This is a genomic window from Pseudanabaena sp. PCC 6802, from assembly GCF_000332175.1.
Taxonomy (GTDB): Bacteria; Cyanobacteriota; Cyanobacteriia; order Pseudanabaenales; family Pseudanabaenaceae; genus PCC-6802.
Window position 1 is genome coordinate 3,082,380 of record NZ_KB235914.1, and the last position, 13,440, is coordinate 3,095,819.

The following is a 13,440-nucleotide window of genomic DNA, read 5'->3' on the forward strand; positions in this document are numbered from 1 at the left end:
ATACACAGCAGGACGTACTGACACTAAGGCTTTTTGGCACTAGCAGGAAAACTTCGTTGCTATACAAATTTGTACAGGGATATATAAGGAATGTTTAATTATGGGAGGTAATGACCGCCTAATTAGAGCTGCCAGAGGTGAGGAGCTAGATCGCCCACCCGTATGGATGATGCGACAAGCGGGTCGCTATATGCAGGCATATCGCGAGCTGAGGCAGAAGTACCCTACGTTTCGCGAGCGATCGGAGATTCCCGAGCTAGCGGTAGAAATTTCTCTGCAACCATTTCGTGCTTTTCATCCTGATGGTGTCATCATGTTTTCAGATATCCTGACACCATTGCCAGGAATGGGGATTGACTTTGAAATCGTTGAAAGCCGTGGCCCCGCGATCGATCCCCCCATTCGCACTAAAGCCCAGATCGATGCCTTGCGAGAGCTTGACCCAGAAACATCCTTACCATTTATTCGCAAGATCTTGACCACCTTAAAGCATGAGATTGGCGATCGGGCGACTTTATTGGGGTTTGTGGGAGCGCCTTGGACTTTAGCTGCCTATGCTATTGAAGGTAAAAGCTCAAAGGATTACACGATCATTAAGGCGATGGCATACTCCGAGCCAGAGATGTTGCATAGCTTTTTAGCCAAACTGGCGAAATCGATCGCCACCTACGTGCGCTTTCAAATCGATTGTGGCGCTCAGGTCGTGCAATTATTTGACTCTTGGGCAGGGCAACTCAGCCCTAGCGACTACGAAACATTTGCACTACCCTACGAGAAAATGGTGGTAGATGAGGTCAAAGCAACCCATCCGGACACGCCGCTGATCCTTTATATCAACAGCAGTGCGGGTATTTTAGAACGGATGCCCAAGTCAGGCGTAGACATTGTCAGCCTTGACTGGACGGTGGATATGGCAGAAGCCAGAGCCAAGCTGGGCAATATTGCCGTACAGGGTAACCTCGATCCGTGCGTGCTGTTTGGCCCGCAGCCATATATTCGCGATCGCATTTTGGAAGTTATTCAAAAGGCAGGCAAGACCGGACACATTATGAACTTGGGGCATGGCATCTTATCCACTACCCCTGAGGAGAATGCCAAATTTTTCTTTGACACCGTCAAAGGTTTTAGTTTCTAGCTTGTCTCTAAATCAAACCCCAAAAGCAATTTGTAAGGTGGGCAATGCCCACCCTACAGTTCGGGGCTACAGTTGAGGGCTTTGGGAATGCATTAAAATGCAAGTAGCCCATTATTGTTTCACTTAACAATGCTTTGCTGTCTTAACCCCGACTGCGATCGCCCCATCAATCCCGATAATCTTAACTACTGCCAAAACTGCGGTACTGCCCTAACAACATTACTGCGCGGTCGCTTTAAGGTAATAGAACCAATTGGTAGGGGTGGTTTTGGGAAAACCTACCTGGCAGAAGATACCGATAAGCTCAACGAACACTGCATTGTTAAGCAACTAGCATATCAAGCGCAAGGCACCTGGGCAGCCCAAAAAGCAGTAGAGCTATTTAGACAAGAAGCTCAGCAGTTACAGCAACTGGGAGAGCATCCCCAGATACCGACGCTACTAGCCTATTTTGAAGAAGGCAGCTACCTCTATCTAGTACAGCAGTTTATTAAGGGGCAAAATCTGCTGAAGGAATTGCAGCAAAATGGCCCGTTTAACGATGCTCAAGTTACCCAGTTACTTACTGATATCTTGCCAGTTTTGCAATTTACCCATGCACGGGGCGTAATTCACCGCGATATTAAGCCTGAAAATATTATGCGGCGCTCCAGTGATGGCAAGCCAGTTCTGATTGACTTTGGCGTAGCCAAGCTAATATCGCAAACCGTAGTTAGTGCGGCAGGGGCAGCGGGCACTCAGCTTGGCTCGTATGGGTATGCCCCACTAGAACAGCTCAATGAAGGTAAAGCCAGCTATGCTAGCGATCTATACGCGCTTGGCGCAACCTGTTTCCAGCTTGTAAGCGGTACAAATCCATATGAGCCGTGGGCTAGTGATGGCTATACCTGGACGTCGAACTGGCGGCAATATGTCACCACGCCAATTTCACCCCAGTTGGGTCTGGTCATGGATAGATTGCTGCAAAGAGAAGTGCGCGATCGCTACCAAAGTGCGGCCCAGGTTTTACAAGATTTGCAAACTGCGGATACAACTACTATTGTCACGCCTGCGTCCAATCCTACTCCTCCTGTCGTGCCGCCAACAGTTGCATCGCCTCCTACACCACCTTTGGCATCGCCACCACCAGTAACTGCTAATAGCGTGCCGCCAACCGCAGTTGGTATCCCTGCTACTACACCTGCTGCTAGAGAACCTGCCTATCAGAATTATCAAAACCCCCAGAATTATCAGCCTGTAGGCTTTGGCCAATTTACCGGTCAACCTACAGTTGAAGCCCCAAAGCAACCGAGAAATAACCTTGGTTATTTCGTCGGCTTAGGGGTTGCGATCGCACTTGGAGTAGGAATTTTCAGTAATTGGTCGGCTGTTGGTTTGCTAGTACAAAGGATTCTTCCCGGAACCCCCACCACCTCGCCATCACCATCCGCTTCTCCTACTAGTTCTCCCACTACTGTTGCGACATCTACTCCCACCACTGAGCCAACTTCTACTCCTACAGGCAATGTTCCGGAACTAAAAACACTAGTTAAAGCTTCTACACCTGCAACTGGCACGAGTTCGCCCGATCGATTCCTCAAAGTAAGGGCAGAGAACCCCCAACCTTTCACATATAAGAATGGACTCTTTGAAATTGATATTCCAACAGGTTGGACGCTAACAGATAACAGTAAATCAGGGGAAGTAATTGCATTATGGTTCGATTCCACCAGAAATGCTCTCATCTCAGTGAACATCTTCAATGGTGATAATCTCTCTGCTGACAAAGCCCCTGAATTTCTGCAAACCTTTTTAAGAAATACCTTTGGTTCTAAACCTGGCTTTTATGTGGAAAACCCAATCGTCCAATCAGATGGCAGTACGCTGATTGTTTGGGGCTATTTAGAAACGATTCAAGGTGCAACGGATCGAATACAGGGTAATAGCTATATTCAAAAAGTAGGTGACAAAGCCTCCCTCTTAACAATTGGTGTATTGGATCGTCAATTTGAAGATCTGCGCGAACCAATGACCAGGGTAATCAATAGCTACAAAATTAATGAATCAGCCCAGATACCTTAAACGAACGGTAGAAGGTTACACTAAGTAATGCAGTCAATCCGATCGGACAATTAACAACAATGCCCAAGCAGCAATTTCATCTCATGACTCCCGTTTTTGGTGCGGCAATTGTGATGTATGGCGGTATGGGGAGTATTGCCTTGGCGGAGAGCCGGATACCAGCAAGCTCTGAATTAAGCTTTGCCGGAATCTCTGAATCGAATAGGTTTATACCCAAAAAGGCTTTGATGGCAATTTCAATTCCGACGGATGGTAAGGCATGGTCTCAGCTAGAGCGGTTTCACACGCCGAAGACTAAAAGAATATTCGATCGCGAAGTCGCAGCGTTTCTAAGAACTGGCTTTCCGAAGAACGATTATGCGAAAGAAATTCAACCCTGGTTAGGCAATGTCACGATGGCAATTCTACCTAACTCTATAGGTTCGCAACCAAAGACAGAAAGCAAGTACCATTTCATCCTAGTTACTGAGGTCAAGGATCTTGCTGCTGTTGCCAAATATCTAGACAAGGAGAAAGTCCGAGATGGTGGCAGGGTAGTAGCACAAAAAAACTATAAGGGTATTGAGATCGTCCAAATCGATCGCGAGTATGGGAGTTCGTTTGTTTATGCCCTGGCCGATCGCTTTCTAGTACTCTCAGATAGAGTAACTGCTCTAGAACAAGCGATCGACACTTACAAAGATGGTGGATCGATTGTCCCTGCTCTAGTTACAGACAAAGTTGAGATTGAGAATCCCATTTTCCAACTTTACATGCCGAATTTTGCCGAGTCGATCCAGCAGATCGATGCCCAAAGTACCGATCCGACTGAGCTTCCACCTCAGTTTTTAGCGCAACTCAAAAAAGTAAAGTCAGTCAACCTGGGTGTTGGTATAGATAGTGCTGGCATCAGGACGAAAGTTACATCTAGACTGACCTCAGATTTAGCATGGGAATTTCAGCCTGCGCCTGGGAAGGTAGTTGCCCAGCTACCTTTTGACACATTTGCCCTGGTCACAGGTAGTAACATTAGCGATCGCTGGCGGCAGTTTAACCGAGATGTCCAAAGTTTCCCAGAGTTAAAAAGTCTACTCGATACAGCCAGACAGGGTCTTCAGTCTTTCCCATTACAACTCGATCTAGATAAGGATATTTTTGGCTGGATGGATGGGGAGTTTGCCTTTGGTGCGATTCCAGTTAAGGAAGGCATTCTTGGTGAATTTGGTACTGCCCCTATATTTATTCAGCAGACCAGCGATCGCCGCACGGCAAATTTATTATTCCAGAAGGTAGAAAAACTTGCCAGTGGTTATGGACTCGTAACCATAGCAACCAGGAATATAAAGGGTGTTTCCGTAACTCAATGGACATTGCCTGGCGCGCCCGAACCAATCGTCAGTTATGGTTGGTACGCTAACAATACACTGTTTGTGACGATTGGCGAGCAATTAGTCCGCAGGATGACAAATCGTTACAACGAGCCATTAACCCTCAACTCGGATTTCCAAGCAGCGATCGCTTCGCTGTCTAAGCCAAATCTGGGCTACTTCTATCTTGATATGGACAAAACCTGGGCTGCAATCGACAAATACCTACCAAAAGAGACTAAATCCGAAATTAATCCCGAAGTAAATGCGATCCTGGGGAGAATTCGCGGCTTAGGCGTAACCGTCTCGATGTCGAGTCCATCAACGCATAAACTCGAAATGCTTTTATCGCTGAAGCCACGCGGTTTGCGTAATGTATGGTATTAAAGACTATTGTAACGCTATATTATCCCTGCAACTGCCAAATTCCCTGAAGAGAGCGATCGCGAGAATGCCAATGGGAATATATAGCTATAGCCAACAGGCTTAGGATGGGGTGCAGGGGTGGAACCCCTGCGTGGGGGCGCAGCCCCCACACCCCCTGTCCTAACAGATCTGTCTATGGCTATAAATAATTGCGTTATCCATAAACTGAACTGAGATTGCTAGCCAGTGGAGCAAGTATGGTCAAACCACCTGGAATGCACTCTACTTCCACTGGAGTCGTACCAATTATCTCACCATCCACTACCACTTTTTGAGGTGGAGTTGCTGTAACTTTGATTTTGGCAGTTCGGAGACAAACCAAATCCTCGTGCTCGATAGGAGTTTTTACCAGTGCCGAAGCAAATAGCTTGCCGATGGTGTCGATCGCTAGCAGGCGATCGGATAAGTTGAGATTCTCACTTCTCGAAATCCCAATCGTGACATCAAGTAAGCCATCGTGGGGAATGACTTCTCCCAATCCCTGCGCCAGTACGGAAGTTGGAGGCGCAGCGTTGGCAATAGTGATAGCCGCACATTGAAACTGACTGACCGAACCATCAATTTCCACTGCCACGGCGAACGGTTTCTGCTCTAAAAGCTGCTGCGCACCTGCTACCAGGTATGCCAAAGGCCCCAAGAGATTTTTCATATCGCGACTTGCCCGTTCGACCGTTTCCGCTTCAAAACCAATCCCAGCTAGCAAAATCATGGGACAATCGTTGCAACGAGCCGCGTCCACAATGCAAGTATTCCCCGTCAGAATCGTTTCGCACGCTTGTTTCAGTCCTGTCGGAATTCCCAGCGCTACAGAGAAAGCATTGGCAGTACCTCTGGGAATAATCCCAAGTGGAATTTCCGTTCCGATCAGGGCATTGGCAACTGCGGAAACAGTACCGTCACCGCCGGAGGCAATGATAAAGTCGGTATTGGGATCTGTCGAGTTACCCGCCTGAATCGCGGCGATCGCCGCTTTTGCCCGATCGGCAGGATTGCGATCTGGTTGGGTGAAAATAACCTTAAGTTGCACCTGAGGTTCCAGGATTTGGCGGATCAGAGCCAGATCTGCGTCGGGATTTCCCTGTCCCGCGACCGGATTAAAAATCAGATAGGCGAGGCGGCTTTTCGCTAATGCTTGCAGAACGGTATCGGCTGTCGCCAGATTAGTTGCTAAGGGGACATTATGGATCTGACACACCCGCAATAAAGTCAAGAGATCCGGTGAGAGAAATTGAGCGCTATCGGGATCGAAAAGGCAAATGACGCAGGCAATCTCACCAGCAATTATCCGAGCGGCAATTTCAATGTCGCCCCCTTCTCGGCGCGATCGCATTAACTCGACAGTCAAACCAGTCGCAGTTTGCAGCCGTTTCCCCGTATTGGCAGTAGCAATTAAATTGTAGCGAGATAAGGTCGTGCGGTATTTTTGCGCCAGAGCGATCGCATCATCTTTCTGGGTGTCATGGGCTATAAAAGCAATGGAAATTGGCATTGTTCATTGTCGTCCGAATTAAATCTCAAGACTTTTAGGTCTGAATAGGTGATCGTGTGTGGGGTGGTAGAGGCGCGATCGCCCCTGCACTTTACCCAAAGCCGGGCTGACTAAATACATAGTAGTCCGAATCAAATCCTCTTGACTGGTGGCTGCTGCCATTTCCGTCAGCGGCACGAGTACGAGCTTTTCATCGGGCCAGCCAAGGCGGTAGCAAATTGCCACTGTCGTATCGGCGGGGTAGTGTTCTAGCAACTTTGCTTGGGCATGCTCGACGTGTCGGGCGCTGAGATACAGGCATAGGGAAGCTTGATGCGCGGCCAGACTAGATAGTTCCTCTCGCTCCGGAACCTGGGTGCGACCGCTAATGCGCGTGAGGATAATTGTCTGCACCAGATCGGGAATCGTTAATTCAACTTGCAATCTGGCGGCTGCGAGTTGAAACGCACTGACACCGGGAATAATCTCAAATGCAATTCCAGCTTCATTGAGCGCGATAATTTGCTCGTGAATAGCACCATAAAGACTAGGGTCGCCATCGTGCAAGCGCGCGACTAGTTTTTGCGATCGCGCGCCAGCCAAAACCAGAGGCATGATTTCTTCTAAAGTTTTATTTGCAGTTGGGATTAATTCAGCATCGCTGCGACAAACGTCCAGCATTTGTTTAGGTACGAGCGAATTCGCATAAATCACTACATCTGCCCGTGCCAAAATATTTCTACCTTTAACCGTGATTAGTTCCGGATCTCCCGGCCCCGCCCCAATAATATAAACTGGCTTAATTGTCATTGATTGTTGATAAAAAACTGTACGAACAATTCACTCGCGATCGCTACAATTGTTTGAGGGCGAGCACGGAAGCACTGTCCCTACAATATATTGGATATTTATGCACTATCTTGTGAATTGCCTTAATCGTTCCATTCACCACGAGGCGGCACGACGGGGTTCATAGTTAAAGGACGAGAGTTGTCTGCTTCCTTAATCGCACGGCGCTGGAGCCATTGCCGAATAGCAGTATCAATGACTTGATTGGGATCGTTGGTCACCTCAGCTAATTCTGCAAGGAGAGCAGGATCCACCTCTATAGGCTTGCCTGTTTTATTTTGACCCGCATTTTCTGGCATAGCAACTTCTGGTTGTTAAGACGACAAACTCTCATAACTCTAGTATAAACGACGGCAGAACGCATGGAAAATATGCTTAAATTGCATCGAGGTACGATAAACTTAAGCAAAATTTGCATATCTTGACAGAATTTGAGTTAAAACGTGCCATCAAGTTACAGGTTAGAGCTGACTCGAATTTCGTACTGTATACCAGGTATCAAGTACTCGACAAAATAGGCTAAGCTAAATTTTGCCTTAACTTAGCCAAGAGCATACCGTGTTAGATATCAAGCAACTGCGATCGCAAACCGCCGAGATTCAAACCAAACTCAACCTCAGAGGTGGAAATTTTGATTTAACCCCGATTGTCGATCTGGATCGCTCGATGCGAGAGTTAGAGACGAAGCGATCGCAACTGCAAGCCGAAAGCAATGACATCGGCAAGCAGGTGGGACAAAAAATGAAGTCTCAATCTAAAGAAGCATCTGGAGATGGAGATGCCGAACTACAGGCGCTGAGAGATAAAGCCAATCAGATCAAACAGGAAATTGCCTCCCTAGAGCCGCAGGAGAAATCTCTGCGCGAACAAATCGAAACGCGACTGTTAGAAATCCCAAATCTGCCTAGCGATACTACGCCCATTGGGAAAAACGAAACTGAGAATGTGGAAGTGCGGCGCTGGGGCGATGAATATAAGCCTCAGCATGAGGTGCTATCCCATTGGGAAATCGGCGAAAAACTCGGTGTGATGAATTTCGAGCGTGCGGTCAAAATCGCGCAGACCCGGTTTGTCTCGCTTTCAGGAGCGGGAGCGGCTTTGGAGAGAGCGTTGATTCAGTTCATGCTCAATACCCATACAGCCCACAACTATCAAGAGATTTTGCCACCGCTTTTAGTTAACTCGGCTTCGCTAAGAGGAACGGGCCAGCTACCTAAATTTAAGGAAGAGTCGTTTAAATGCGGCGATGACGATCTGTGGCTAATTCCAACAGCGGAGGTTCCAGTTACTAACCTCTATCGCGATGAAATTCTAGCAGCGGAAGATCTGCCAATCTACCACTGCGCCTATACGCCCTGCTTCCGGCGCGAGGCGGGTAGCTATGGTCGCGATACGCGGGGGTTGATTCGCCTGCATCAGTTCAATAAAGTGGAGTTGGTGAAGTTTGTCCATCCCGATACCTCTGCTCAGGAGCACGAACAGTTGGTGGCAGATGCGGAAGCGATTCTACAAGCCTTGCAACTTCCTTATCGCGTCATCGAATTGTGCACTGGAGATCTGGGCTTTAGCGCCGCGAAATGCTACGACCTGGAAGTATGGCTGCCATCGGCAAATCAATATCGTGAAATCTCTAGCTGTTCCAATTTTGGCGATTTCCAAGCGCGGCGAGCGAATCTGCGCTTCAAGACTAAGGGTAAAAAAGGCACGGAATTGATCCATACCCTAAATGGCTCGGCACTGGCTGTGGGCAGAACTATGGCTGCCGTTTTGGAAAACTACCAGCAGCCCGATGGACGTGTTAAACTGCCTGATGTTTTGCAACCCCTGATGGGTAGAGAGTATCTGTGATTCTATCCCATTAGAGATTCCCACGAAGAAACACATTATAGCGTTTTTCAATTGAGAACAGGTTTTATTGACGGGGTGAAGGGGTGGAACCCCTTCTTGGGGGCAACGCCCCCAAACCCCCTTCTCGTTTTCATCTGAAAACCGCTATAACAATGAGGGGAAGATTCGGGTTCAGATACTCGATTTTTGCCCAGCATTCAGGCACAATTTCTTTCTGAAAGCAATCCGTTTGAATGCCAGATGCGTATATTGCGTATAGAACCCTGGAGCTAGGAGCGGAGTTATGAAGACAGAGCACTTTAAGCTTGTAAAATGATACTAGCTACTGGTGTTGCAATGACTTTATCGGAACGAACTGATGCTGAGGTGTTTCAAGCCTTGCGTTCAGGAGATCGCCATGCTTTAGCGATTCTCTACGATCGCTATGGTGAATTGGTCTACCGTTTAGGACTGCGCATTCTCTGCAATACCCAAGAAGCTGAAGATTTGACTCAAGAGGTGTTTTTAGCGCTAGAGCGTACAACTGCTTACAATGCCAAGCGAGGTTCAATGTCAGCTTTTCTGCTAACGATCGCTCGCACCAGATCCATCGACCGTCTGCGCAAGGCGAAGTCACAACAGCAGTTCTTGCAAAAATGGGGTCGCATCGATACGACCGTCAGCTTGAGTACGCCGATGGACAAAGCGGCAGCAACAGAAATCTCCAGTCGGGTTCGGGATGCCCTATCTTCCCTACCGGAAAATCAACGTCAGATTCTAGAAATGGCATACTACGACGGTCACAGCCAGTCAGAAATTTCGCAGAATCTAGATATTCCCTTAGGCACGGTAAAAACGCGATCGCGGCAAGGATTGCTAAAACTCAGACACATCTTGAAGGACTTGGTGGATTAGATATGGTGGATAGGGAACAATTTGAAGCTTGGGAGGAACTTTTAGCAGGTTATGTTTTGGGGGATCTTTCACCGGAAGAAGTGGAAGAAGTGAATCAACTTTTGATCTCTCATCCCGAGCTATTTGCCGAGGTAAATTCTTTACAAGAAACTCTAGCATTAATTCCCATGTCACTGCCGGAGTCTTCGCCATCAGCAGGCTTACGCTCTAGACTCCTGGCACAGATCGACGAGCAGCCGCAAAACCAATTCCGGCTAGAACTGGCACGTAACGCGATCGCTCTGCCACCGAGTCAACGGCAAATTTGGGCACCCCTAAGTAGATGGTTGGCAATTCTGAGTGGTGTAGCGGCGACTATTGCAGTTGCGTTGGGTCTCGATAGCTACCGCCTGCGCCAGGAGCTTGCCAGCGCGCGATCGGATGCATCTCAGTATCGCGCGCTGGTGGCAATGTTACGGCAACCCGACAATCGCTTACTAGCGCTGAAGGGAATGGGAGCAACTCCTACCGCCTCGGGCAGTATTACAATTACCCCAAGCAGCCAGACCGCCACGATCGCAATTCAAAATCTGACTCCCTTACCCCAGGGAAAAGTTTATCGTCTATGGGCGATCGTCGATGGCAAAAAAGTGGAGTGTGCCGAGTTTGTCCCAGATTCTCAGGGTAAAGTATGGTTACAGGTTCCTTTAGATCGCTTTTTATCCAAGACAGGAACCGTAGCAATTACAGTCGAACCGGCACAGAGAAACCCTCAATCCACGGGTGAAATGGTAATGCAAGGCGGATCGACTATTTAGGCTATGTTATTTGGAATCTGAGGCAGAACGCACCTGCTGCATAATTCTTAGCGTTTGTTGGTATCCATCTCGATTATTTTGTTGCTGGAATAGATTGGCGGCATTCTGCAAGTCGGCGATCGCTTCTGTTTTTTTCCCCATGCCGTAGAGCAAAATGCCGCGATTGGCATAGGCATCTGCCAATTTAGGGTTGAGTTCTATCGCTTTGCTGTAGTCGGCGATCGCGCCCTTGGGATCGCTCAAGCCAGTGCGCGCCTTGCCGCGATTGTAATAAGCATCGGTGTAATTTGGATCGATTTCAATGGCTCGGTTAAGATCGGCTAAGGATTTGGGCAAATTGCCCAGCACTCCATGAGCCACGCCGCGATCGCTATACGCTCTTGCATAATTGGGACGCACTTCGATCGCTTTGTCAAAGTCGGCGATCGCTCCCTTCAAGTCCTGTAAATGAAATTTGGCTTCACCGCGATTGTAAATTGCTACGGGGTTAGTTGCATCGATTTCTAAAACCTTATTAAAATCAGCGATCGCGCTGTCGTATTCCTCTAACTCATGTCGCGCTATCCCTCGCTGTATATAAGCATCGGTTAGTTTGGGATCGGCTTGAATTGCTTGAGTGAAATTAGCGATCGCACCTTTATAGTCCTTGCGCTGCAATTTTTCTACACCAAGCTCGAATGCCTCAGTGGCAGGATTTGAAGCAAAGACGGTCGTACCAGGCAGCGACCAATTCACCAGTACTGCTACTGCGAGCGCGATCGATACTTTTGCTAATTTTGCTGTTTTTGGTAAGTTCATAGTTTTAGCTACTACTATTCCGGGGGATTTTCTAGTGTCGAGGCAACAGAGAGATGGAATGTCTTGCCCGTATCTTGCAATTGAAAATCAACGATAAAGCGCTTATTTTTGGCGAATAGTTTCAGTTTTCGCGCAATCAGTTCCTCAATTATCTCCCGTATATCCTGCTTAACCAGTGGATCGTTCCCGTTTAAACCTGCTTCGAGCGACTGGTCAAGCGCGAGCTGTCGCTTGTTCTCAGGCATAAGCGCCAGGTTCCAGGCAGTTACTGCAATACCAAACAACTTCTCCCGCTGCACCCGATTTCTGGCAAAGTCCAGATAGGGTTCGGCAAATGCTTCCAAAACCTCAGACATTTTGACTTCGCCTTTCGGGTTCGTTATTATGCCTGCAAAATTTTCGCCCCATTCTCCTTTTCGTAACTTTTGCTGGAACTTTTCCATCGATTTCTGGTGAAATCGATCGCTTTGTTTCTGGCTGACAAGTTCGCCAAAACCTCTGGATTTTTTTGCCATGATTCAAGCTCTGTAGTACGGTGGCTACCTGAATATGGGCATTTTACCTCACCGCAGCATTTGTGGGATCGCAACCGTATCTACCGATCGCGAAACCATTTATCGTAGAGCTGCTGATAGATCCCTTTCTCTTGCAAAGTTAATAGAGCATTATTAACAGGCTTGCGCAGGGGGCTATTGGTGGCAAAGACAATGCCATAATTCTCTTTCTGAAAAACTTCCCCCACAACCTGTACTCTCCCTTTCCCTTGATGCGCTGCGTAGTACATCAATACGGGGGAATCAAAGACAATTGCGTCCGCTTCGCCTTTCAGCAGGCTGTCGTACGCATCATTAATGTTGGTAAATTCTAATTTCTGAATGTTGCGATCGCTCAGGTACTTAGCTGAAGTGCTACCTTTAGTGGTGGCAACAACTTTCCCTGGCAGATCGTCTGGGCCTTTAATATTACTTTGAAGTTGCTGGACTGTGAGGGAGGTTGTCACAGTTGCGGTAAAGTAAGCCACAAATACGACACTCGTAAACATCCAGATTACGGCCACAATTCTACCCACTACCGCCTTTGGCATAGAATCGGCTTGCGTGGCGAGCGTGGCGGCTGCCCACCAACACGCCTGAAAAATACCAGGAAAATAGGAATGCGAAATTTCCATACCGCCATCGCGTCCGCGCTCGGAAAACCAAATTATATGTGCTGGCACAAGCACGATCAGGATCATAATCCCAAATAGCTGTAAGAGAGAAGGAGAGAAAAATAATGAGAGGAAGTTGGGACTACTGCTCCCAGTGGATTTTGCCAGTACCATAATTTGCAAGCCCGATTCAAACATGGGATATGAGAAATCGAACTGCTCTTCGCGATCCGAAGTGATTGAAATGGCGGCAATACCCACATCGACCTTATCTGTCTTCACCGCATTGAGCAAATCCCTCACATTGGAATTTCGAGCAAACTTGTACTGTACGCCCAGTTCTTCCGAAATTTTCTGCCACAACTCAATGCTAAAACCTTTTAGCTCTCCGTTCTCCTCAAACACAAATGGAGGCACGCCTACTCTAGTTGCGACGTTGAGAGTCTTGGGAACCTGCGGGACAGCAGGAGGATTGACAGAGCGATTTGCTTGAGCTAGGACTGGAGGAGTAGAAATCGCCCACACCAAGACCCCGCCAGCCACTGCCCGCATCGCCGACCGCATTATTGCGATCGCTCGAACCACGGGTTTAACATCAACACAACGATTACTGCTCCTCAATCTCACAAATTCCCTAACCCAAAAACCATAAAATTAAATAAAATTAATTT

Annotated in this window: 12 protein-coding genes; 6 read left to right on the forward strand and 6 right to left on the reverse strand. The window is 47.8% G+C overall.

All coding sequences use genetic code 11. From position 1 onward, the window contains the following. Nucleotides 1–100: 100 nt before the first annotated feature. The 3 genes from hemE to PSE6802_RS0119975 all read left to right on the forward strand — a co-directional run bounded on the left by hemE (nt 101) and on the right by PSE6802_RS0119975 (nt 4,929). On the forward strand, nt 101–1,135 hold the full coding sequence (gene hemE / locus PSE6802_RS0119965) for a uroporphyrinogen decarboxylase (protein WP_019501814.1): 1,035 nt from the start codon (nt 101–103) through the stop codon (nt 1,133–1,135). Nucleotides 1,136–1,264: 129 nt separating this feature from the next. After that, nucleotides 1,265–3,196 (forward strand): serine/threonine-protein kinase, encoded by a 1,932-nt coding sequence (locus PSE6802_RS34510; protein WP_019501815.1) that lies wholly within the window; start codon nt 1,265–1,267, stop codon nt 3,194–3,196. A gap of 59 nt (nt 3,197–3,255) precedes the next feature. Continuing rightward, a complete protein-coding gene (locus PSE6802_RS0119975) occupies nt 3,256–4,929 on the forward strand; it encodes a DUF3352 domain-containing protein (protein ID WP_019501816.1) in 1,674 nt (557 codons plus the stop codon). 193 nt (nt 4,930–5,122) lie between these two features. On the opposite strand, the gene PSE6802_RS0119980 is transcribed toward PSE6802_RS0119975, so the two are convergent. The 3 genes from PSE6802_RS0119980 to PSE6802_RS0119990 all read right to left on the reverse strand — a co-directional run bounded on the left by PSE6802_RS0119980 (nt 5,123) and on the right by PSE6802_RS0119990 (nt 7,584). Beyond that, a complete protein-coding gene (locus PSE6802_RS0119980) occupies nt 5,123–6,457 on the reverse strand; it encodes a methylglyoxal synthase (RefSeq protein WP_019501817.1) in 1,335 nt (444 codons plus the stop codon). 18 nt (nt 6,458–6,475) lie between these two features. Beyond that, complete coding sequence (gene cobM, locus PSE6802_RS0119985; RefSeq protein WP_019501818.1) at nt 6,476–7,246, reverse strand: precorrin-4 C(11)-methyltransferase; 771 nt, start codon at nt 7,244–7,246, stop codon at nt 6,476–6,478. 122 nt (nt 7,247–7,368) lie between these two features. Then, complete coding sequence (locus PSE6802_RS0119990) at nt 7,369–7,584, reverse strand: hypothetical protein (RefSeq protein ID WP_019501819.1); 216 nt, start codon at nt 7,582–7,584, stop codon at nt 7,369–7,371. Nucleotides 7,585–7,843: 259 nt separating this feature from the next. Here PSE6802_RS0119990 and serS point away from each other — a divergent pair, with 259 nt between their 5' ends. The 3 genes from serS to PSE6802_RS0120005 all read left to right on the forward strand — a co-directional run bounded on the left by serS (nt 7,844) and on the right by PSE6802_RS0120005 (nt 10,824). Then, the gene (gene serS, locus PSE6802_RS0119995) at nt 7,844–9,133 is read left to right on the forward strand and encodes a serine--tRNA ligase (protein ID WP_019501820.1); all 1,290 of its coding nucleotides are present in this window, start codon (nt 7,844–7,846) and stop codon (nt 9,131–9,133) included. Between the two features lie 336 nt (nt 9,134–9,469). Continuing rightward, a complete protein-coding gene (locus tag PSE6802_RS0120000; protein WP_026103432.1) occupies nt 9,470–10,027 on the forward strand; it encodes a sigma-70 family RNA polymerase sigma factor in 558 nt (185 codons plus the stop codon). 2 nt (nt 10,028–10,029) lie between these two features. Further along, nucleotides 10,030–10,824 (forward strand): anti-sigma factor, encoded by a 795-nt coding sequence (locus PSE6802_RS0120005; protein ID WP_019501822.1) that lies wholly within the window; start codon nt 10,030–10,032, stop codon nt 10,822–10,824. A gap of 6 nt (nt 10,825–10,830) precedes the next feature. Here the strand turns inward: PSE6802_RS0120005 and PSE6802_RS0120010 are convergent, their stop codons facing one another. The 3 genes from PSE6802_RS0120010 to PSE6802_RS0120020 all read right to left on the reverse strand — a co-directional run bounded on the left by PSE6802_RS0120010 (nt 10,831) and on the right by PSE6802_RS0120020 (nt 13,390). Then, entirely contained in the window at nt 10,831–11,622 is a 792-nt protein-coding gene (locus tag PSE6802_RS0120010) for a tetratricopeptide repeat protein (RefSeq protein ID WP_019501823.1), read from the reverse strand. A 14-nt stretch (nt 11,623–11,636) separates the two neighbouring features. Continuing rightward, nucleotides 11,637–12,137 carry a hypothetical protein gene (locus PSE6802_RS0120015; RefSeq protein ID WP_019501824.1) on the reverse strand — a complete coding sequence of 167 codons (501 nt, stop codon included), beginning with the start codon at nt 12,135–12,137 and terminating at the stop codon, nt 11,637–11,639. A gap of 80 nt (nt 12,138–12,217) precedes the next feature. After that, the gene (locus PSE6802_RS0120020) at nt 12,218–13,390 is read right to left on the reverse strand and encodes a transporter substrate-binding domain-containing protein (protein ID WP_202950717.1); all 1,173 of its coding nucleotides are present in this window, start codon (nt 13,388–13,390) and stop codon (nt 12,218–12,220) included. Between the last annotated feature and the right edge of the window lie 50 nt (nt 13,391–13,440).

What these genes read in the sequence shown, in the direction of transcription:
- cobM (WP_019501818.1), bottom strand. Translation starts at nt 7,246, where the DNA reads ATGACAATTAAGCCAGTTTATATTATTGGGGCGGGGCCGGGAGATCCG.
- PSE6802_RS0120005 (WP_019501822.1), top strand. Translation starts at nt 10,030, where the DNA reads ATGGTGGATAGGGAACAATTTGAAGCTTGGGAGGAACTTTTAGCAGGT.
- PSE6802_RS0119980 (WP_019501817.1), bottom strand. Translation starts at nt 6,457, where the DNA reads ATGCCAATTTCCATTGCTTTTATAGCCCATGACACCCAGAAAGATGAT.
- PSE6802_RS0120015 (WP_019501824.1), bottom strand. Translation starts at nt 12,137, where the DNA reads ATGGCAAAAAAATCCAGAGGTTTTGGCGAACTTGTCAGCCAGAAACAA.
- PSE6802_RS0119990 (WP_019501819.1), bottom strand. Translation starts at nt 7,584, where the DNA reads ATGCCAGAAAATGCGGGTCAAAATAAAACAGGCAAGCCTATAGAGGTG.
- PSE6802_RS0120010 (WP_019501823.1), bottom strand. Translation starts at nt 11,622, where the DNA reads ATGAACTTACCAAAAACAGCAAAATTAGCAAAAGTATCGATCGCGCTC.
- hemE (WP_019501814.1), top strand. Translation starts at nt 101, where the DNA reads ATGGGAGGTAATGACCGCCTAATTAGAGCTGCCAGAGGTGAGGAGCTA.
- PSE6802_RS0119975 (WP_019501816.1), top strand. Translation starts at nt 3,256, where the DNA reads ATGCCCAAGCAGCAATTTCATCTCATGACTCCCGTTTTTGGTGCGGCA.
- PSE6802_RS34510 (WP_019501815.1), top strand. Translation starts at nt 1,265, where the DNA reads ATGCTTTGCTGTCTTAACCCCGACTGCGATCGCCCCATCAATCCCGAT.
- PSE6802_RS0120000 (WP_026103432.1), top strand. Translation starts at nt 9,470, where the DNA reads ATGACTTTATCGGAACGAACTGATGCTGAGGTGTTTCAAGCCTTGCGT.